The organism is Streptomyces sp. NPDC048623 (assembly GCF_040650755.1).
Classification (GTDB): Bacteria; Actinomycetota; Actinomycetes; order Streptomycetales; family Streptomycetaceae; genus Streptomyces.
In genome coordinates this window covers 364,086-384,607 of sequence record NZ_JBEZHV010000003.1, presented here as the reverse complement: position 1 = coordinate 384,607, position 20,522 = coordinate 364,086, and the positions used below count along the sequence as shown (strand labels likewise).

16 protein-coding genes are annotated in these 20,522 nt (G+C 71.2%); 7 read left to right on the top strand and 9 right to left on the bottom strand.

Annotation, left to right across the window (positions count from 1 at the left end):
* Window positions 1-133: 133 nt before the first annotated feature.
* From AB0C73_RS06915 to AB0C73_RS06890, 6 genes are all read left to right on the top strand, one after another.
* Window positions 134-2,209, top strand: coding sequence for a glycosyltransferase (locus tag AB0C73_RS06915; RefSeq protein ID WP_362525612.1), 2,076 nt, complete (start codon window positions 134-136; stop codon window positions 2,207-2,209).
* Window positions 2,210-2,211: 2 nt separating this feature from the next.
* On the top strand, window positions 2,212-3,483 hold the full coding sequence (locus tag AB0C73_RS06910) for an acyltransferase (protein ID WP_362525486.1): 1,272 nt from the start codon (window positions 2,212-2,214) through the stop codon (window positions 3,481-3,483).
* A 215-nt stretch (window positions 3,484-3,698) separates the two neighbouring features.
* Window positions 3,699-5,225, top strand: a complete 1,527-nt coding sequence (locus tag AB0C73_RS06905; RefSeq protein WP_362525484.1) for a Re/Si-specific NAD(P)(+) transhydrogenase subunit alpha — start codon at window positions 3,699-3,701, stop codon at window positions 5,223-5,225.
* Between the two features lie 5 nt (window positions 5,226-5,230).
* Window positions 5,231-6,649: a Re/Si-specific NAD(P)(+) transhydrogenase subunit beta gene (pntB, locus tag AB0C73_RS06900; RefSeq protein ID WP_362525482.1), complete on the top strand. Its 1,419-nt coding sequence runs from the start codon at window positions 5,231-5,233 to the stop codon at window positions 6,647-6,649.
* 32 nt (window positions 6,650-6,681) lie between these two features.
* Entirely contained in the window at window positions 6,682-7,041 is a 360-nt protein-coding gene (locus AB0C73_RS06895) for a metalloregulator ArsR/SmtB family transcription factor (RefSeq protein ID WP_362525480.1), read from the top strand.
* 119 nt (window positions 7,042-7,160) lie between these two features.
* Complete coding sequence (locus AB0C73_RS06890; protein ID WP_362525478.1) at window positions 7,161-8,579, top strand: MFS transporter; 1,419 nt, start codon at window positions 7,161-7,163, stop codon at window positions 8,577-8,579.
* Here AB0C73_RS06890 and AB0C73_RS06885 read toward each other — a convergent pair.
* The 3 genes from AB0C73_RS06885 to AB0C73_RS06875 all read right to left on the bottom strand — a co-directional run bounded on the left by AB0C73_RS06885 (window position 8,563) and on the right by AB0C73_RS06875 (window position 11,857).
* Complete coding sequence (locus tag AB0C73_RS06885) at window positions 8,563-9,783, bottom strand: MFS transporter (protein ID WP_362525476.1); 1,221 nt, start codon at window positions 9,781-9,783, stop codon at window positions 8,563-8,565. The genes AB0C73_RS06890 and AB0C73_RS06885 overlap by 17 nt on opposite strands.
* On the bottom strand, window positions 9,776-11,053 hold the full coding sequence (locus tag AB0C73_RS06880; RefSeq protein ID WP_362525474.1) for an MFS transporter: 1,278 nt from the start codon (window positions 11,051-11,053) through the stop codon (window positions 9,776-9,778). The genes AB0C73_RS06885 and AB0C73_RS06880 overlap by 8 nt, the downstream gene beginning before the upstream one ends.
* A 69-nt stretch (window positions 11,054-11,122) precedes the next feature.
* The gene (locus AB0C73_RS06875) at window positions 11,123-11,857 is read right to left on the bottom strand and encodes a class II aldolase/adducin family protein (protein ID WP_362525471.1); all 735 of its coding nucleotides are present in this window, start codon (window positions 11,855-11,857) and stop codon (window positions 11,123-11,125) included.
* A 139-nt stretch (window positions 11,858-11,996) separates the two neighbouring features.
* On the opposite strand from AB0C73_RS06875, the gene AB0C73_RS06870 reads away from it, so the two are divergent.
* Window positions 11,997-12,995 (top strand): cupin domain-containing protein, encoded by a 999-nt coding sequence (locus AB0C73_RS06870; protein WP_362525469.1) that lies wholly within the window; start codon window positions 11,997-11,999, stop codon window positions 12,993-12,995.
* A 71-nt stretch (window positions 12,996-13,066) separates the two neighbouring features.
* On the opposite strand, the gene AB0C73_RS06865 is transcribed toward AB0C73_RS06870, so the two are convergent.
* The 6 genes from AB0C73_RS06865 to AB0C73_RS06840 all read right to left on the bottom strand — a co-directional run bounded on the left by AB0C73_RS06865 (window position 13,067) and on the right by AB0C73_RS06840 (window position 20,506).
* Window positions 13,067-13,972 (bottom strand): AAA family ATPase, encoded by a 906-nt coding sequence (locus AB0C73_RS06865; RefSeq protein ID WP_362525467.1) that lies wholly within the window; start codon window positions 13,970-13,972, stop codon window positions 13,067-13,069.
* Window positions 13,973-14,023: 51 nt separating this feature from the next.
* A complete protein-coding gene (locus tag AB0C73_RS06860; protein ID WP_362525465.1) occupies window positions 14,024-15,091 on the bottom strand; it encodes a cupin domain-containing protein in 1,068 nt (355 codons plus the stop codon).
* Between the two features lie 54 nt (window positions 15,092-15,145).
* The gene (locus AB0C73_RS06855) at window positions 15,146-16,375 is read right to left on the bottom strand and encodes an MFS transporter (RefSeq protein WP_362525462.1); all 1,230 of its coding nucleotides are present in this window, start codon (window positions 16,373-16,375) and stop codon (window positions 15,146-15,148) included.
* 36 nt (window positions 16,376-16,411) lie between these two features.
* Complete coding sequence (locus AB0C73_RS06850) at window positions 16,412-17,548, bottom strand: ABC transporter ATP-binding protein (RefSeq protein WP_362525460.1); 1,137 nt, start codon at window positions 17,546-17,548, stop codon at window positions 16,412-16,414.
* Between the two features lie 62 nt (window positions 17,549-17,610).
* The gene (locus tag AB0C73_RS06845) at window positions 17,611-19,386 is read right to left on the bottom strand and encodes an iron ABC transporter permease (RefSeq protein ID WP_362525458.1); all 1,776 of its coding nucleotides are present in this window, start codon (window positions 19,384-19,386) and stop codon (window positions 17,611-17,613) included.
* Window positions 19,387-19,390: 4 nt separating this feature from the next.
* Entirely contained in the window at window positions 19,391-20,506 is a 1,116-nt protein-coding gene (locus tag AB0C73_RS06840; protein ID WP_362525456.1) for an extracellular solute-binding protein, read from the bottom strand.
* Window positions 20,507-20,522 lie beyond the last annotated feature (16 nt).

Here is a 20,522-nt window from a genome sequence, read left to right as displayed (position 1 = left end):
GCCTGCGGGCCGGCCGAGCGTGCCTGATCGTCCGCACCACCCATCTCCAGGAGCGCCCTTGTCCCGCCACCAGCGTCGTCGGCAGTCCCTGCTGAGGCCACGCCGACTGGCTGCGCCGCCGCTGCGCTTCTTCATGCCGCTGTCCCTGCTGGCCTGCCTGCTCGCGCTCCTCGTCCTGCGCGGCCTCGCCACCAACGAGGTGTTCCACGACACCCGGATCGCGACCTCGGTCGACAAGACGACCGTGCCGGTGAACCTGCTCAAGGGCGGCCCGATCATCGACGCGCGCGGCGACAAGAACAAGCGCCCGGTGAGCTATCGGGTCCCCGACCACACCGTGGTCCTCAGTTTCGACGACGGCCCGTCGCCGGAGTGGACCCCGAAGATCCTGAAGGTGCTCGCGGACCACGACGTCCGCGCGGACTTCTTCGTGACCGGCGCGATGACCACGCGCCACCCGGAGCTGATCCGGCAGATCGTCGCGGGCGGCCACGAGATCGGCGTGCACACCTTCACCCACCCCGACCTGGCCTACCAGTCCCACGCCCGGATCGGCTGGGAGCTGGCGCAGACGCAGCTGGCGCTGGCCGGCGTCGCGGGCGTCCACAGCGCGCTGTTCCGCCCGCCGTACTCGTCCGACGCCTCGGCGCTCGACGACTGGAACTACCCGGTGATCAAGTACGTGGGTTCCCAGGGCTACCTCACCGCGTTCATCGACCGCGACACCGACGACTGGAAGCGTCCCGGCGTCGACGCGATCGTCAAGGCGGCGATGCCGCGCAAGCCCGGCGCGGGCGAGCTGATCCTGCTGCACGACGCGGGCGGCGACCGTGCCGAGACCCTCACCGCGCTCGAGCAGATCATCGTGAAGCTGCAGGGCGAGGGCTACCGCTTCGCCACCGTCTCCGAGGCGCTCGGCGCCACCAACGCCACCGTGCCCGTGCACGGCTACCAGCTGTGGGCGGGCAAGTGTTTCATCTGGGCCAGCCAGGCCGCCGTGCTCACCCTGCCGGTGCTGGTCTCCCTCCTCGCCGTCGTCGGCTTCCTCAACTTCGGCCGGTTCGCGCTCATGCTCGTCCTCGCGCCGCTGCACGCCCGGCGCTCCCGGCGGCGGGACGCGTGGGGGCCACCCGTCACCGAGCCGGTCACCGTCCTCGTCCCGGCCTACAACGAACGCGAGTGCATCGCGAACACCCTCAACTCGCTGGCCGCCAGTGACTATCCGATCGAGGTCATCGTCATCGACGACGGCTCCACGGACGGCACCGCGGACATCGTCGAGGCGATGGCCCTGCCGTTCGTCCGCCTGATCCGCCAGGTCAACGGCGGCAAGTCCAGCGCGCTCAACACCGGCATCGCGGCCGCGTCGCACGACATCGTCGTGATGATGGACGGCGACACCGTCTTCGAGCCGTCCACCGTGCGCGAGCTGGTCCAGCCGTTCGGCGACCCGGGCATCGGCGCGGTCGCGGGCAACGCCAAGGTCGGCAACCGCGAGAGCCTGATCGGCGCCTGGCAGCACATCGAGTACGTCCTCGGCCACAACCTGGACCGCCGGATGTACGACATGCTCAACGTCATCCCGACCATCCCCGGCGCGGTCGGCGCCTTCCGCAAGGAGGCCCTGCGGCGGGTCGGCGGGATGAGCGACGACACCCTCGCCGAGGACACCGACATCACCATGGCGGTGCTCTGCGACGGCTGGCGGATCGTCTACGCCGAGCGCGCCCGCGCCTGGACCGAGGCCCCCGCCAGCATCCAGCAGCTCTGGTCCCAGCGGTACCGCTGGAGCTACGGCTCCATGCAGGCGATGTGGAAGCACCGGCGCGCCGTGACCTCCCGCGGCCCGGCCGGGCGCTTCGGCCGGATCGGACTGCCGCTCGTCGTGATGTTCGGCGTGGTCGCCCCGCTGCTCGCGCCGCTGGTCGACATGTTCCTGCTGTACGGCGTGCTGTTCGCCGACGCCCCGATCACCCTCACCAGCTGGGGCGGCTTCATCCTGATCCAGGCCGTGCTGTCCTGGTACGCCTTCCGGCTCGACGGCGAGAAGCCCCTGCATCTGATCAGCCTGCCGATCCAGCAGGTGGTCTATCGGCAGCTGATGTACATCGTCCTGTTGCAGTCCGCGATCACGGCGCTGACCGGCGGCCGGCTGCGCTGGCAGAAGCTCCGGCGCACCGGCGAGGTCGCCGCACCGGTGGAGGCCTGACCATGACCGCATCCTTCGAGTTCGGGAGCGCCCAGGACACCCTCCGGCTGCGCGTCCCGCCCGTTCCGCGACGGGAGCCCCAGCGGGAGCCGGAGCCGGAGCCGGAGCCGTCGGCGCCGTCCCCGCGCAAGGGCGGCCGGGACCGCTATCTCGACCTGCTGCGCGCGCTTGCACTGGTGCGCGTGGTGCTCTACCACAACTTCGGCTGGTTCTGGCTGCCCGTCGTCTTCCCGTCGATGGGCGTGATGTTCGCGCTGGCCGGGTCGCTGATGGCACGCTCGCTCAGCCGTCCCGCCCTGGGCGTCATCCGGGGCCGCCTGCGCCGGCTGCTGCCGCCGATGTGGCTGTTCGGCGCGGTCATGCTCACCGTCGAGATCGCCGACGGCTGGGGGCCCGAGGCCGAGGGCCACCCCGACTGGTGGTGGGGCAAGCTGCTGTTCTGGATCGTGCCGCTGAGCACTCCGCCGTACGCCGAGTCGCTGAACGGTTTCGACCATCTTGTGGGGCACGGCTGGGCGGTGCAGGTCATCGTCCCGCTCTGGTACCTCCGCGCGTACCTCTGGTACGTCCTGCTCTCACCGTTGATGCTGTGGGCGCTGCGCCGGATGCCGGTGGTGACGCTGTCCGCGCCGCTCGCGCTGGCGATCGTCATGAACACGTTCTTCATCGACCAGGAGTTCATCTACAGCCGGGTCTGGGAGACCGTCAGCGACTTCGCCACCTTCGGCTCCTGCTGGATCCTCGGCATGGCACACCAGGAGGGCCTGCTCAAGAAGATCCCGCAGTATGTCGTGCCGTCCGTCGCGCCGCTGATCATGGTGGCCGGCTGGTGGTACCTGCAGACCCGACCGGTCGATCCGACCGTGCACACCGACATCGAGAGCTGGCCGATAGCCCAGGCCCTGTGGTCCTTCGGCTTCGTCGCCCTCCTGCTCCACGTCAGTCCCTCCTGGGAACAGTGGCCCCGACCGCTGGAACGCTGGAACGGCCTGATCAGCCTGCTCAACGCACGCGCTGTCAGCGTCTACCTCTGGCACGAGGCCGCGCTGGTGGCGGCCATCCCGCTGATCGACCCCCTCTGGTCCGTCGGCTTCTTCTACGAGCACTTCCAGTGGCTGCTGACCAGCCAGTGGTTTCCGCTGATGGTGGCGATCCCACTGATCGGCCTCCTTGTGCTGACCTTCGGCTGGGTCGAGGACGTGGCCGCGAAGCGCTCTCCGCGCCTCTTCCCGTACCCGCGCCGCGTGCGGGGCAGGCGCCGGGCCGGCGCCTGACACGGGCCGTCCGGCCCGCTCCCCTCGCACCGAGGCGGCCTTGCGCGCCCTGCGGCTGCTCACGACCGCCCCGTCGGGCAATGTGGGATGGATCACCGCTCCCACGCTTCCGATCGAGGTGGTGGCGGCCCGATTCTGGTCGGACTCAGAACCCGAATCGTGGTCGGGGACGTTTGCAGACCGTCGACGGCACCTCCAGCGAACGGAGCACACTCGTGATTGTCGGAGTCCTCAAGGAAGCGCGGGCAGGTGAGCATCGTGTCTCGGCCACGCCGGCCACGATCGAGCCGATCCGCAAACTGGGGTACGACGTCGTCGTCGACTCCGGCGCGGGTGTCGCCGCGGGCTTCACCGACAGCGCCTACGAGGCCGCCGGGGCGCGCATCGGCGACGCGACGGCCGCCGACGTGGTCCTCGGCGTCAACGCCCCAAGCCCCGCGCAGCTGGACGGGGTACGGGCCGAGGCGACGGTGATCGCCCTGTTCGCGCCCGCCTTCGACCCGGCGATGGTCGAGGAGCTGGGCCGGCGGCCGTTCACCGCCCTCTCGATGGACGCCGTGCCGCGCATCAGCCGGGCGCAGTCGATGGACGTGCTGTCGTCGATGGCGAACATCGCGGGCTATCGGGCCGTGGTGGAGGCGGCGCACGAGTTCGGGCGCTTCTTCACCGGTCAGGTGACGGCGGCGGGCAAGGTGCCGCCGGCGAAGGTGCTCGTCGCGGGCGCGGGCGTCGCCGGTCTGGCGGCCATCGGCACGGCCGGCTCGCTCGGCGCGATCGTACGGGCGACCGACCCGCGGCCCGAGGTGGCCGACCAGGTCCGCTCGTTGGGCGGCGAGTACCTGTCGATCGAGTCCCCGGAGGTGGAGGTCTCGAAGACCGGTTACGCCAAGGAGATGGGCGAGGACTACAAGGCGCGCGAGGTCGAGCTTTACGCCGCGCAGTGCCGCGAGGTCGACATCGTCGTCACCACGGCGCTGATCCCGGGCCGTCCGGCGCCGACGCTGGTCACCGCGGAGATGGTGGCGAGCATGAAGCCGGGGTCCGTCATCGTGGACATGGCGGCCGCGAACGGCGGCAACGTGGTGGGCACGGTGAAGGGGGAGAAGACCGTCACGGAGAACGGCGTGACGATCATCGGCTACACCGACCTGGCGGGCCGGCTGCCGGCCCAGGCCTCCCAGCTGTACGGCACCAACCTGGTGAACCTGCTGAAGCTGATGACGCCGGACAAGGACGGGTCGCTGGTCCTCGACTGGGACGACCCGGTCCAGCGCTCGATCACCGTGGTCCGCAAGGGCGAGTCGGCGTGGCCGCCCCCGCCGGTCCAGGTCTCGGCGGCCCCGGCACCGGCCGCCGCGGCGCCCGCCGCGGAACCGGCGCCGAAGAAGGCGCCGATGACGACGGGGCAGAAGTTCGGCGGAGTGGCCCTCGGCGCCCTGGCGCTGTTCCTCCTCGCGGCCTTCGCGCCGGCGGCCCTGCTGCCGCACGTCACGGTCTTCGTCCTTGCGATCGTGATCGGCTACTACGTGATCGGGCACGTCCACCATGCCCTGCACACCCCGCTGATGTCGGTGACGAACGCGATCTCCGGGATCATCGTCGTCGGCGCGCTCCTGCAGATCGGCCACACGAGTGCGACGGTGACCGTCCTGTCCTGTGTCGCGATCCTGCTGGCCAGTATCAATGTCTTCGGCGGCTTCGCGGTGACGCGTCGCATGCTCGCCATGTTCAACCGGAGCTGACTGAGATGACTGCGACCCTCGCCGCCCAGGCGGCCTACCTCGTTGCCGCGCTGCTGTTCATCCTGGCCCTGGCCGGGCTCTCCAAGCACGAGTCGGCCCGGCTCGGCAACGCCTTCGGCATGCTCGGCATGGGCGTCGCGCTCGTCGCGACGATCGTGCTCGCGATCGACGGCGACATCAGCACCGCCGGCCTCGGCCTGATGGCCGCGGCGATGCTGGCCGGCGCGCTGATCGGAATCCAGCGGGCCCGCGGCGTCGAGATGACCGGCATGCCCGAACTCATCGCGCTGCTGCACTCCTTCGTCGGTCTGGCCGCCGTCCTCGTCAGCTGGAACGGCTTCCTGAACGTCGAGCACGACCCCGAGGGCCACGAGGCGAAGGCCCTGGACGCGCTCGGGACGCTCGGCATCCATCACGCCGAGGTCTTCATCGGACTGTTCATCGGCGCCGTGACCTTCACCGGCTCCATCGTGGCGTACCTCAAGCTCTCCGCGAAGATCAGCTCCAAGCCGCTGATGCTCCCCGGCAAGAACGCCCTCAACCTCGGCGCGGTCGGCGCGTTCCTCGCCCTGACGGTGTGGTTCGTCATCACTCCGGAGCTGTGGCTGCTCACCGCCGTGACGGTCCTCGCCCTCGCCCTCGGCTGGCACCTCGTCGCCTCGATCGGCGGCGGTGACATGCCGGTCGTGGTCTCGATGCTGAACAGCTACTCCGGCTGGGCCGCCGCGGCCTCCGGCTTCCTCCTCGGCAACGACCTGCTGATTGTCACCGGCGCCCTGGTCGGCTCCTCCGGCGCCTACCTGTCGTACATCATGTGCAAGGCGATGAACCGCTCCTTCTTCTCGGTGATCGCCGGCGGCTTCGGCATCGAGGCGCCCTCCGGTTCCGACGTCGACTACGGCGAGCACCAGGAGATCACGGCGGAGAGCGCCGCCGAACTCCTCGGCTCCGCCCGGTCGGTGGTCATCACTCCCGGCTACGGCATGGCGGTCGCCCAGGCCCAGTACCCGGTCGCCGAACTCACCTCGAAGCTGCGCGCCAAGGGCGTCGACGTACGGTTCGGCATCCACCCCGTCGCGGGCCGCCTGCCGGGCCACATGAACGTGCTCCTGGCGGAGGCGAAGGTGCCGTACGACATCGTCCTCGAAATGGACGAGATCAACGAGGACTTCTCCGAGACCGATGTCGTCCTCGTCATCGGAGCCAACGACACCGTCAACCCGGCCGGTGCCGAGGACCCGTCGAGCCCGCTCGCCGGCATGCCGGTCCTCACGGTCTGGGAGGCGAACAAGGTCATCGTCTTCAAGCGCTCGATGGCCTCCGGCTACGCGGGCGTGCAGAACCCGCTCTTCTTCAAGGACAACACGTCGATGCTCTTCGGCGACGCGAAGGCCCGCGTCGAGGACATCGTCGGCGCCCTCTGACCCGCGGGACCGGGCACGCCTACGATGACGTCATGTCTTCGAGCGACACCCTTTCATCTGCGACCGGTGTGCAACAGCAGGCGCCGGGGGCCCGCGAGCTGGCAGCGGCGGCGCGGGTCTTCGCCCTGCTCGCCGACCCCACCCGGTTGCATCTCGTGTGGTTGCTGTCGCGCGGAGAATCGGACGTGACCGCCCTCGCCGACGCGGTCGGCGCCGCCAGGCCCGCGGTGAGCCAGCATCTGGCCAAGTTGCGTCTGGGCGGTCTGGTGGAGTCCCGCAAGGCGGGACGCCGTGTGGTCTACTCCCTGCCGGACGGGCACATGAAGCGCATGGTCGTGGAGGCGGCCAGCCATGCCGACCACCAAGTGACGGGAGAGCCCTGGCACGACTGACCGGAGTCCGGCGCGGAGTCCGGCGTGGGGTCCGATGCCCACGACAAGTCAATAGGTGCGCAATCGTGCACGTGTCGGCTACGGTGGAGGAGCCCGTAGCCGACCCAGGGATGCCCCGCATGCTGTCCGTCCTGAGGAACCGCACCTACCGCCACCTCTTCACCGCCCAGGCTGTCGCCCTCGTCGGCACCGGCCTGGCGACCGTGGCGCTGAGCCTGCTGGCCTACGACATCGCGGGTGGCGACGCGTCGGCGGTCCTCGGCACGGCTCTGGCGGTCAAGATGATCGCCTACGTCGGCATCGCGCCGCTCGTCAGCGCCTTCGCGGACCGCGTACCCCGGCGGGCACTTCTGGTGTCCATGGACCTGATCCGCGCCGGCGTCGCACTGACCCTGCCGTTCGTGACCCAGGTCTGGCAGGTGTACGTGCTGATCTTCCTGCTCCAGGCCGCCTCCGCCGCCTTCACCCCCACCTTCCAGGCGACCATCCCCGAGGTGCTGCCCGAGGAACGCGACTACACGCGGGCGCTGTCGCTCTCCCGGCTCGCGTACGACCTGGAGAGCCTCTTCAGCCCGACGCTCGCGGCGGCCCTCCTGTCCCTGATCTCCTACCGATGGCTCTTCACCGGCACCGCCGCGGGCTTCGTCGCCTCCGGCGTCCTGGTCGTCTCCGTCCTGCTGCCCAGGCCCCGGCCGGTCGAGCGCACCGGCGGCGTCCAAGCCAAGGCCGCCTTCGGGACGCGCCTCTTCCTCGCCACCCCGCGACTGCGCGCCCTGCTCGCCCTCGACCTCGTCGTGGCCGCCGTGGGCGCCATGGTCCTGGTGAACACGGTGGTCCTCGTCCGCGACACCCTGGGCCGCTCCGCCGGGGACGTGTCGCTCGCCCTCGGCGCGTACGGGGCGGGCTCCATGCTCGTGGCCCTTCTGCTGCCCCGCGTGCTCGGCCGCGTCGGGGACCGTGCCCTCATGCTGCCGGCGGCCTTCGCCATGACCGGTGTGCTCGGGCTCTTCGCGACCGGTCTGGCGGCCGGGCTCGCGCGGAGCTCGTGGGCGTGGCCCGCGCTGGCGGCGGCCTGGCTGCTCATCGGGGCGGCGACCTCGGCGATCCTCACCCCCGGGGGCCGGCTGGTCCGCCGCTCCGCGGCGACGCCCGACCTGCCGGCCGTGTTCGCCGCCCAGTTCTCCCTGACGCACGCCTGCTGGCTCGTCACCTACCCGCTGGCCGGATGGCTCGCCGCCCGGACGAGCCTGGCCGTCGCGGCCGGCGCCCTGGCGGTGATCGCACTCGCCGGCACCGTGGTCGCCGTACGGCTGTGGCCCCGCACCGACCCGGCCGAACTGCCCCACACCCACCCCGAACTGCCCCGTGACCACCCGCACCTCGCGGGCACCGGACGGGACCACACCCACGACTTCCACATCGACGTCCTGCACCGGCACTGGCCCGCAGGGGCGGCGACCACCCTGCGGTCCGCGCACGGCGCGGTCGTCTCGGCCACTTCGGGTCGCGGCGGGCGGCCGCTCACTCGGGGGGACTGATCGGGCGCCTCAGGCGCGGGAGGACGACCGCGGCGGCGAGCAGCGCGCTCGACGACGCCACGGCCATGCCGGCGCGAGCGCCCCAGAGGTCGCAGATCCAGCCGAGGAGCGGCATGCCGAGGGGGGTGCTGCCGAGGACCACCAGGCCGTGCAGGGCCATCACCCTGCCGTGCATGCCCGGGTCCGTGCCGAGCTGGAGCAGGCTCTTGCCCAGGGTGTTGAACGCGAGGTTCGCGATGCCGAGCGCGACCATCCCCGTGAGGGCGAGCCCCAGCCAGGGGGCCGCCGCCACGAGGGCGTTCGCGGCGCCGAAGCCGACCGCGGCGAGGAGTAGCGCCCAGCTGGTGACGCGTCGCGCCGCCGCGGTGCCGAGGGCGCCCACGACCGCGCCGACGCCGAGGGCCGAGGTGAGCCAGCCGTAGGTCGCGGGGCCGCCGTCGAAGGTGTCCCGGGCGAGCACCGGCAGCACCGCCCGGAAGTTCTGCCCGAGCAGGGCGACCACGCCGATGAGCAGCATGCAGGCGCGCAGCTCGGGGTGGGTGAACACATAGCGCAGGCCCTCGCGGACTCCGCCGGCACCGGTCCGGGCGGCCTCCAGACGCTCACGCGTGGCCTGCGGGTCGATGAGGAGCAGTCCCCAGAGCACCGGTACGAAGGAGACGGCGTTGAGCGCGAACGCGTAGCCGGGGCCGACCGCGGCGATCAGCCCGCCGGCGACCGCCGGACCCACCAGCCGGCCGAGGTTGTGCACGGTCGAGGCGAGCGCCTGGGCGTTGACGTAGTCGGCCGGGGTCGTGAGCTCGGCGACGAAGGCCTGGCGCGCCGGGTTGTCGAGGACGGTGACGAACCCGAGCGCGAGGGCCAGCGCGAAGACCATCCAGAGCCGGACGGCCCCGGCGAGGACGACGACGGCCAGCGCCGCGGCCAGCACCCCGCTCGCCGCCTGCGTGGCGAGGAGCACCCGGCGGCGGTCCCACCGGTCGACAAGCACGCCGCCCCAGAGCCCGAACAGGAGCACCGGCAGGAACTGCAGCGCGGCGGCGAGGCCGACCGTGACCGCGTCGTCGGTGAGGTCGAGCACCAGCCAGTCCTGGGCCACGCGCTGCATCCAGGTGCCGATCACGCTCACCGCGTGGCCGGTGAGGAAGAGGCGGTAGTCGCGGTGGGACAGCGAGCGCAGGGTGCGGGCCATCCCGTCACGCACGTTCGGCTCCGTCCGCCGGCGGTTCGCTCACGTGCTCGCGCAGATGCTCGCGCAGGCGGCCGGCGGTGAGCGCCGGCACCGCGATCGCGGCCCCGGCGATCATCAGCGTCACGGAGACGGGCAGTACGGCGACCAGGCCGGCGGCACCGAACGGCACCGCGAACAGCGCGGCGGCACGGAAGGTTCCGGCCGCGGCGATCGCCTCGCCCCGCTCCTCGGGGTGGACCGCGTCGCTGGCGATGGCCGGGCCGAGGGTCTGGATGGCTCCGGCTCCGACGCCCGAGAGGGCGAGCGCGAGGCCCGCGGCCACGGCGGAACCGGCAAGCACGCCGAGCAGCGCCAGGGCGCCCCCGGTGACGATCGTGCCGATGGCGAAGGCCCGCGCCAGGCCGGCCCGGCCGGTCCGGCCGATGACGGCCGACCCGACGAGCGAGGTCGCGTTGGCGACCGAGACGAGGGTGCCCACGACGGCCGCGGCATGCCCGGCGTGCACCAGCACCACCGGGACGTAGGAGCCGAGAAGACCGCGCCACGCCCCCGCGCTCACGCCCGCCCAGCACCCGGTGGACACTCCGGGCCGGCGCCAGATCCGGCCCGGGGGCCGGTCGGCGGGCCGCCGGAACGGCCGCAGCCGGTCCAGGAACAGGGCCGGTACGACGGCGACGGCCGCGATCACCGCGCAGACGCCGAGGGCGTACGACGGACTGCGCTCCGACAGCAGGCCCGCGAGCACCGGCCCGATCAGCAGGCCTGCGTTGGACACGAAGTTGACCGTCGCCAGGGCGCGGACGGACGAGCCCTCGCCGCGTACGACATGGGTCTGACTGCCCGTCCAGAAGCAGGCCCGCGCCACTCCCTGGAGCAGTTGCGCCACCACGAACGGCACGACCGCCACCGAGACCACCACGAAGACGTTCGACACGGCGAGGACGGCGGCCGCCAGGGCGACCAGGGTCCAGTCGGGGAGCAGCCGCATCAGGACGCCGAGCCCGAGGCGGGTGGCCATCTGCGACACCCCCGAGACGGCGGTCAGGACACCGACCTCGACGCCGGTGTAGCCCGCGTCGAGGGCCAGCAGGGGCAGCGCGACCGAGGCCAGGCCCAGCGCGCACGAGAAGACGGCGGCGCTTCCCGCGGCGGCGACGGTGTCGCGCGGAGGGCGCCGGACCGACCGGCGCCCGGTCGCCCCCTCGCCCCCGCGCCCGCCCCGGCGCCCGTCCTCCCGCTTGTCCAGTCGCATCGGCGAGAAGAGGCGGCCCTTCCTGGCCATGCGGTTCCTCCTGACGGCGCTCCTGTCAGCGCTCCTGATGGGTTTCCTGACGGGTCTCCTGACGACTGGTCACGACAGCTGTCCGGCCGCCGGGCCGAGCCGGGCCAGCTCGTGGCGCCAGGCGGTGTCGTGGTGGAAGGAGCCGCCCAGGTCGGGGAGTTCGGCCAGATCCTCCTCGGGCAGGTCGCGCAGGGTGCCGCCGGCCTGGGTGATCTCCAGGGAGAGCCGGGCGAGCATGTCCAGGGACACCGCCCGCAGGACGGCCTCGGGGACGCTGCCGCCGGTGCTGGTCAGCCCGTGCCCGCGCAGCAGTACGGCGGGGCGCTCACCCAGGGCGCGCACCATCTCCAGGGCGAGGCGCCGGTCGCGTATCAGCACGCCGCGGGGGTGGACCGGTACTCCGCCGGCGGCGAGCCGGGTGCCGGGGATGTCGAAGGCTCCGACGATCGGGCGGAGGGCGAGCCCGGCCAGGTCCGCGGCGACCACGGCCGGCGGATGGGCGTGCACCACGGCCCGTACGTCCGGGCGGGTGCGCAGGACCTCGGTGTGCAGGGGGAGTTCGTTCGGCACCGACCAGTCGTCGAGCTCGCCGGGGGCGGCCGCCCGCCCGTTCAGGTCGACCAGGCGGATGTCGGCGGGCGTGGTCCAGCGCAGCCCGCGCTCCCGCGGCCCCCGGCAGCGCACGAGCAGCGTGGTGTCGTCCACGCGCAGGCTGATGTGGCCGAGGATGCCGTCGGCCAGGCCCCGGGCGGCCAGCACGCGGCAGGCGTCCGAGATCAGCCGCCGCTCCGGCATGTGCTGCATGGGCTCCCCTCCCTGATGGATCAATGGTCTGACGTTAGGTCGTGAGGTCGGGGTGGTCAACATCGTCCGGGGGATTGGCGGGACGGACTATGGGTCTTATGGTTAGACCGATACCACCGCTGTTCCGACAGGAGGATCCATGGCAAAGAAGGGACGCGTCTTCGTCCGCGGTATGACCTCGGAGACGTACGGCCTCAACCATTTCCGTGAGCAGCAGCTGGCTGTCGAGCGGGTCCGGGACGATTCCGTCGTCGTCGACGACGCGAAGGTCGCACACTCCGGGGACAGTGCGAAGTCGCGCACCTGGTGGCGGGTGGGGCCGGGTGACGAGGACTTCCTCACCCAGACCATCCAGGTCCACTTCGTGGAGCTGCCCGCCGAGTCGAGCAACCACGGCCACGGGCACCAGAACGAGGCCGCCTTCTACATCCTCGAAGGCCGCGGTTACGAGATCCACGACGACCAGCGCTACGACTGGGCCAAGGACGACCTCGTCTTCGTCCACACGGACTCGGTGCACCGGCACTTCAATCCGTACGACGAGAAGGCCGTGGCGCTCGTGGTGAAGGCCAAGAGCACCTGGATGTTCATGGGCCTGATCCAGCAGGGCCGTTCCGGCCCGATCGACCGCCCCGAGGACTTCGGCGAGCGCGAGGACTGGTCGCGGATCTGGACACCGGGCGTGCTCGACCGCAAGAAGGTCATCACCCCGAAGGACACCGTCTGGGAGACGACCCCGCTGGGCCGCACCCGGGTGATGGCCTCGCCGGAGATGACCGACGGGCGCATCTTCTCCGTCGACGCCTACGAGCTGGACATCCCCGCGGGGAGCCGCTCGGGCAAGTACTGGAAGATGGCCGACGAGGTCTTCTACGTCCTCGAGGGCGGCGGCTACGCGCTGCAGTGGGAGGTCGAGGCGGAGATCGCGGAGAAGTACTACGCGCGCGTCGCCAAGGAGCCCAAGCGCTACGAGATCACCAAGGGCGACACGCTCTACGTGCCGCAGAACCACATCTGCCAGCTGTTCGCGGCGGACGGCACCCCGCTGAGGGTGTTCTCGGCGCAGAACCGGGTCTTCAAGCACCTGGGTTACGACACGGTCCACTACTTCGAGGACGCTCCCGAGTACCAGGGCTGATCCGAAGGGCCACGGCGACGGGAAGGGCCCCGCATCCTCAGGATGCGGGGCCCTTGGCGTCGCGGTGATGCTCAGGCGCGGTGGGTGGTGTCGGCCGTCACCTGCGCGGCCGTCTCCAGGGCGGCCTCCACCAGGTCCTCGGCCGTCAGCAGGGCCGGGTCGGTGGCGGTGGCGAGACGGAGCGCGAGCGCCCCGTGCACGGTCTTGCGGATCCGCCGGCCGTCCACTCCGTCGAGCAGCCGCCCGACCTCGTCATGCACCGCACTGTCCTTCGCGAGCGGGATCAACTCGGGCCACTGGGCGGCCAGTTCGCGCAGCGAGTCGGCCACGATCAGCGGAGTGACCTCGGCCGGGGGCAGCTCGGTGCGGATCACCAGGTCGGCGCGGGACAGGAAGGCCTCGTCGACGGCGTCGGCGAAGTTCGTCGTCACCACCAGCAGGGTGCCGGGCCGCTGGGCGCGCAGCGCGTCGAGACCGCTGAGCACCGCGTCGGTGGCCCGGTGCACATCGACGGGGTTGGTGTCGAAGGACGCGCTCTGCCGCCGTACGGCCAGTGCCTCCACCTCGTCGACGAGCACCACGGTGTGCGGTCTGCGGGCGGCCAGTTCCGGCAGGTCCTCGCGGAACAGCCGGCTCACCGAACGCTGGCTCTCGCCGAGCAGCTCGCTGGGAAAGGCGTGCGGATCGACCTCGACCAGGGTGGTGGCCCCGTGCGGGGCCAGGGCGCGGGCGGCGGCCTGGGCCAGGCCCTGGGCCAGCGTCGTCTTCCCGGTGCCCGGCGGCCCGGCGAGGACGATCAGGCCGTGCGGGGCGACGGCCGAGCCGGCGAGCCGCCGCCCGTGCCGGAGCACGAGGACGGCGGTCGCGAGCAGCCGCTCCTTGACCCGCGGGTCGATGAGCACCGCGTCCCACGGACCGTCGTGATGGTCGCTGGGCAGGGCGTGCACTCCGGCAACGCCGTGTGGCAGGGAGCTCATGAGGAGCCTTTCTCCTTCCGTACTTCCTTGCTTCCGTGGTTCCTTGCTTCCTTACGGCCAGGTGGGCCGGTCGTTCTCCGGCCACTCGATGGTCGAGGGGTCGCCGGCCTGGGCGTCACGGATGTGGGTCGGCGGCTCCTCGAACAGGACCAGCGGGTCGCACAGCACCCGCATGGTCTCCAGGAGGCTGTCGAACATGTGGATCCGCACGACCTTCGCCGTGTGGTCCGGGTCGGTGTTGATGTGCTGGTGCCACAGGAAGTGGTCGACGACGATGAGGTCGCCCTTCTTCCACGGGTGGCGCTTGCCGCCCTCCGGCTCGGTGCCCAGGTAGCTCTCGCCCGAGCCCTCGACCACGTACAGCCAGGCCTCGCCGGGGTGGCGGTGCATCGACTGCTGCCGGCCCGGGCCGATCTCGAACATCGCCATGGTGATGCCGGAGGCCTGGTAGCCGATGGCGCGGTCGAGCAGGAAGGTGGTGCGGGTGCCGCGCGGGGTGTTGCGCAGCTCCAGTTCGTCCCAGTCGGTGTGCAGCCGGCCGGAGCGGCGCTGCTCCTGCTCCCTGGCCAGGCGGCGCAGCCGGTTGGCGTACGGGTCGGCGCCGTCGATCCCGGGGGAGAAGGGCGGGCGGGGCGCCAGCTCGGCGAAGGGGGTGTGTCCGGCGTCCTCCAGGACGGCCATGCCCATGGTCTCCAGCATCGGCTGGCTGGAGAAGGTCAGGTAACGCACCGGGACGTCACCGTCGTTGCCGCTGCGGTGCCAGGCCCAGGAGGGCAGGTGGAGCGAGTCGCCGGGGCCGAAGTCGATGCGCTTGCCGTCGATCTCGGTCCAGCCGTGGCCGGCCACGACGAAGACCATGGCGTCCCAGGAGTGGCGGTGCACCGTGGTGGTCACCCCGGGGTCGATCTCATGGGCGAGGGCGTCCATGGTGCGGGTGGGCCGGTCGCCGTCGGCGCCGACGTAGACGCCGATCCTGCTGCCGCGGGCGGTCTCGTGCGTCGTCACGTCCGCGAGGCCGACCACGGTGCGGTGGTTGTCCCTCCAGTCCTCGAGGAACTTGGCGCGGCGGCGCTTCTGGACGTGGTAGTGGGTGGTTTCGGTGGTGGTGTGCGTACTCATCGAACCTCCTGCATGAGTGGGTTCTGGAAGATGGCGGGCGGGAAAGACGAGGGGTTACGCGGTGGCCCCGGGGCGCGACACGTCGTACTCGCGGATCGTGCGGCTGCGCAGGGCGCTCGCCCCCGCGGTGAGCGCGGGTACCAGGCCGCCCGCGGCGAGGGCGGTGACCGGTCCGAGCACCCCGGCGGCCACACCCATCAGGGAGTCGCCGACGGCGGGACCGCCGCGGGAGGCGATCTGGTAGCCCGCAGAGACCCGGCCGCGCAGCTCGTCGGGGGTCTCCAGCTGGACGGCCGCGTGCCGCACCGTGGTGGCGACGGCGTCGGCGGCGCCGAGCGCGAGGGCCATCACGAGGGCCGGCCAGAGGGAGGGCGCGAGCGCGAGGCCCACCACGGCGAGCCCGTAGGCCGCCGTGCCGTACAGCACGACGTGTCCCGAGCGGGCGGTGCGGACCAGGCGGAACACCCACACCGAGCCGATCAGGGCGCCGGCCGAGGGAGCCGCCGAAAGCAGCCCGTACCCGGTGGCTCCGGTGTGCCAGACGTCGGCGGCGAGGGCGGGCAGCAGCACCCGGTAGGCGCCGAACACCGTGGCGGACAGGTCGAGACCGATCAGCTGCCGGATCACGGGACGCCGTACCACGTACGCCATGCCCTCGCGCATGCTCTGCCACACCGGCTGCCGCGCCCCGTCCGGCGGCTTGAGGCCCGGGGTGCGCAGCAGGGCCAGGACCCCCACGAGCACCGCGTACGTCACGGTGTCGAAGGCGTACACGAGGCCGGGGCCGCCGATCGCGATGAGCAGCCCCGCGAGCGCCGGACCGAGCAGGACGGCCAGTTCGCGCGAGGGGTTGAGCAGGGCGAAGGCGTCGACCAGGTGCTCGCGCGGCACCATCGCGGGGATGAGCGCCTGGCGGGCCGGCTGGTCGAAGGTGGCCGCGGCGGTGGCGAGCAGCGACGACAGGACCACCGCCCAGACCGTGGCGTGGCCGGCCAGGGTGACGGCCGCGAGGGCGGCCGAGACGAGCAGCGCCAGGGCCTGCGAGGCCTGCAGCAGCCGCCGCCGGTCGAGCCGGTCCGCGTACACGCCGCCCAGCGGGGACAGGACGACGAGCGCCACGGCCTGGGCCAGGCCCACCAGGCCCACCTGCGCGGTGGACCCGGTGAGCTCGTACACCTGGTAGAGGTTGGCGGCCACGGCGCCCCGTGTCCCGATCTGGGAGAGGACGACTCCGCCCCAGTAGAGATCGAAGTCCCTGTGACGCAGCACCTCGGGTACGCGCACGTCTCTCCTTTCAGAGGTCGGGGGCTGCGGGACGTCTCACTCGGCGGGGACGAGGATGACCTTGTCGGGGGAGACGGTGAAGTGGACGCTCTCGCCCGCCGGGACGGAGACGTTCGGGTTGGAGCGGCTGCGGATCTCCTTGCCGCCGCCGACGTCGATGATGTGGTCGACCGTGTCGCCGAGGAAGGCGCGGGTGGCCACGGTGCCGCTCCACTGGTTGGGCACGCCGCTGCGCGGTTCGAGGGTCAGGTCGACCGACTCGGGCCGGATGGACAGCAGCACCGGGGATCCCACCGCGGGCGCGTTCTCCACGCCGCGGGCGGTCAGCCGGCCGTGGGGGGTCTCGACCTCGACCTCGTCGCCGCGCACCGCGCGGACCCTGGCCTCCAGGAAGTTGGAGGTGCCGATGAACTCGGCGACGAAGCGGGTGGCCGGCTTGGTGTAGATCTCCCGGGGCTTGCCGATCTGCTCGATGCGGCCCTGGTTCATCACGGCGATCCGGTTGGACATCACGAGGGCCTCGGCCTGGTCGTGCGTCACATAGATCGCGGTGAGGTTCAACTCACGCTGCAGCCGCTTGAGTTCGAAGCGCATGGACTCGCGCAGCTTGGCGTCCAGGTTGGACAGCGGCTCGTCGAGCAGCATCAGCTCGGGGCGGGTGACGAGCGCGCGGCCCAGGGCCAGGCGCTGCTGCTGGCCACCGGAGAGCTTGGTGGCCGGCCGCGAGGAGTAGGCGCCGAGCTCGATCACGTCGAGGACCTCGGCCACGCGCCGCTCGATCTCCGCGCGGTCGGGCCGCTTGGCGCGGGGGAGCACGTCAAGCGGGAAGGAGACGTTCTTGAACACCGTCATGTGCGGCCAGATCGCGTACGACTGGAAGACCATGCCGAACCCGCGCGAGTTGGCCCGCAGGTTGATGCCCTTCTTGTCGTCGAACAGGACCCGGTCGCCGAGGGTGATGGATCCCTCGGTCGGCTTCTCCAGGCCCGCGATGGAGCGCAGGGTGGTGGTCTTTCCGCAGCCCGAGGGGCCGAGCAGGGTGAACAGCTCGCCCTGCCGGATCTCGAAGTCGATCCCGCCCACGGCGTAGGCGCGGGTGTCGTCGCCCCCTCGACGCTTCCTGCGCTTGGAGGGCGATTCGTAGCTCTTCTTGAGGGACGATACGGTCAGCATGGGTTCGTTCCTTAGTCCGGATCCTGGCGGGGTCGGTCGTCCCGCGGTCAGTCGTCCCGCGGTCAGTCGTCCTGCAGCCCGAACCGGGCTCCGAAGCGGTAGGCGCTGGCGACGAGGACGCAGAGCAGCAGCACCATCAGCACGCCGAGCGCGGCGAGGGTGGTGAACTGACCGTTCTCGAACTGCTCCCACATGAGCACCGACATGACCTCGGTCCCGGGGCTGTAGAGCAGGATCGTGGAGGACAGCTCGCGGAAGGACACGACCACGATGTAGACCCAGCCGGCGAGGACACCGCTGCTCATGAGCGGCAGCAGCACGCGCCGGAAGGTCTGGAACCAGGACGCGCCCGACACGTGCGCGGACTCCTCGAGCTCCGGCGACATCTGGGACATCGCCGAGGTGCTGTAGCGCATGCCGTACGGCAGATAGCGGGTGCAGTACGAGATGAGCAGGATCAGCAGGGTGCCGTAGATGGGCAGCGGCATGCGCAGGTACACGAAGGAGAGCGCGAGGCCGAGCACCAGGCCGGGGATGACGATCGGGGTGAAGGCCAGGACGTCGAGGACCTGGCGTCCCTTGGCCTTGGTGCGCAGGACGACCCAGGAGACCACCGAGGTGAGGAGCATGACCGCCGTCGCCGCGCCCACGCCCACGATGATGGAGTTCTTCAGGGCGTCGAGGGCCTGTGGCATCTCGAACACCCGGGCGTAGTTCGCCAGGGACATGCTCGACAGCGTCTTGCCGCTCGGGGCCGCGTAGAACTTGAGCAGCGAGGCGTAGAACAGCACCGCCACCGGCAGCACGACCGTGATCCCGAAGTACAGCAGGACGCCGGCGCCGACCCACGGCTTGGCCCGGCCCAGGTCGACCGGGCGCGGCCGGAAGGCCTTGCCGGTGACCGTCTGGTAGTTGCGCGAGGAGCGCTGCAGCCACTGCGTGAACAGCACGCCGACGGCGGCGATCAGCAGGAGCCCCGTGGCGTACGCGCCGGCGGCGCCGTAGTCGATGGGGTAGGCGCGCAGGACGAAGTAGATACGGCTGGTGAAGACGTAGGTGCCGTTCTGCAGGCCGAGCAGGGCCGGTACCTCGAAGCTCTCCAGGGACTGCACGAACATCAGCAGGGCCACGGAGATGGTCGCCGGGCGCAGCAGCGGCACGGTGATGCGGCGCAGCACGGTCCAGGTGCCGGCGCCGGACATCGCCGCCGACTCCTCCAGGGAGGGGTCCATGGCCCGGAACGCCGAGACCATGAGCAGGAAGGCGACCGGGGCGTGGTGCAGGCCCTGGACCCAGATCATGCCCGGGACGCTGTAGACGTCGATCGGCGAGGTGCCGAACAGCGGCTTGAAGAACAGGGAGTTGACCAGCCCGGTGTCCGGGTCGGCGAGGAAGATCCACGAGGTCGCGTACAGGATGCCCGGGACGATCAGCGGCACCATCGAGGCGGCGAAGAACAGCCCCTTGAACGGGGTGTCCGTACGCACCTGCACGTACGCGAGCGCGGTGCCGACGACCAGCGAGAGCAGGGCCGAACCGAAGGCGAACACCAGCGAGTTCCACAGCATGGTGCCGGACTGCGAGTTGCCGCCGTAGGCGCGGGCGAAGGCGTCGAAGGATATGCCGACGCCGTCGGAGTCGATGAAGGTGTCGTGCAGCAGGTAGCCGAGCGGCACGACGGCGATGTATCCGACGATGACGATCGCCGCGCCGACCACCAGGGTCTGCGGGGTCATCCAGCCGCGCAGCAGCGCGAGGATCCGGGAGGGGCGCCGGCCCGGGGCGAGTGTGTCCGGTGGCGGGGCGGCGCGGTTGGCGGGGGCAGAGGTCACAGCCACAGTGCTACTTCTCCAGGTTGTCGGCGCCACGCAGCAGCGCGTCGTACTTCGCGTCCCAGTCGGCCTTCTTGTCGGTGAGCGCTTCGATGGCGAAGGGGGCCAGGGTGAGGCCGTCCAGGCTCTTGTCGCCGGGGACCTTGGTGGAGGGGGACAGATGCAGGTCGACGATCACCTTCTGGCCCTCGTTGAGCATCCAGTCGTAGAACAGCCAGGCGGCGCCCGGGTGTGCGGCGCCCTTGATCAGGCCGACGCCGTTGGGCCGCGGGAAGGCGGGAACGGTCGACCTGCCGCTCGCGGGGAGGTACGCGACGGGGGCACCCTGTTCCTTGGCACGCTCGGTGATGTAGGTGTAGTTCATCGCCTCCATGGCGGTCTGCCCGGCGGTGAGGAACTGCATCATCGTGGTGTGGCCCTTGGCGGCCTTGGAGTTGGCCGCGATCTTCTTCCACAGGGCGTCCACCTCGGCCTGCGACTTGCCGTGGCCGAGCCAGTACGTGGTGACGTTGGCGTACCAGTCGGCGTCGCTGATCTCCAGGGTGATCTTGCCCTTGTACTCGGGCTTGGCCAGGTCCTCCCAGCTCGTCGGCTCCTGACCGGGCTTGATGAGATCGGTGTTCCACGCGGGGTGGAAGATGTTGAGCCGGGTGGCGCTCCAGTCGGGGAACTTCACGGTCGCGTCGAGCTTGTCGCGCGAGGCTCCGTCGAACTTCGCGAGGACGCCCTGCTTCGACAGGGCGTCCATCTCGGCGAAGTTGGTCTCCACGACGTCGGCGCCGGCCCGGCGTGCCTGCGACTCCTGGGAGATGCGCTGCAGGACCGTCTCGGAGTTGCCGCGGAAGACCTCGACCTTGACGCCGGTGTCCTTCGTGAACGCCTTGGAGATGGGGCCGACGATGTCGGCCGTCATCGAGGTGTAGAGGGACAGGGTGTTGCCCTCTGCCTTGGCCGCCTTGGCGGCCTCGGCGCGCTGCTGATCGGGGGCTGCCGAGGCGATCTTGTCGTACGTCTCGGTGGACGCGCCGCTGCCGGCCGCCTGGGGAACGGCACCTCCGCAGGCGGTGAGCAGGGACGTGGCCGCCAGTACGGTGAACGCGGCGACTACTGCGGAACGGCTCTTCATCGGGTGCTCCCGGGGG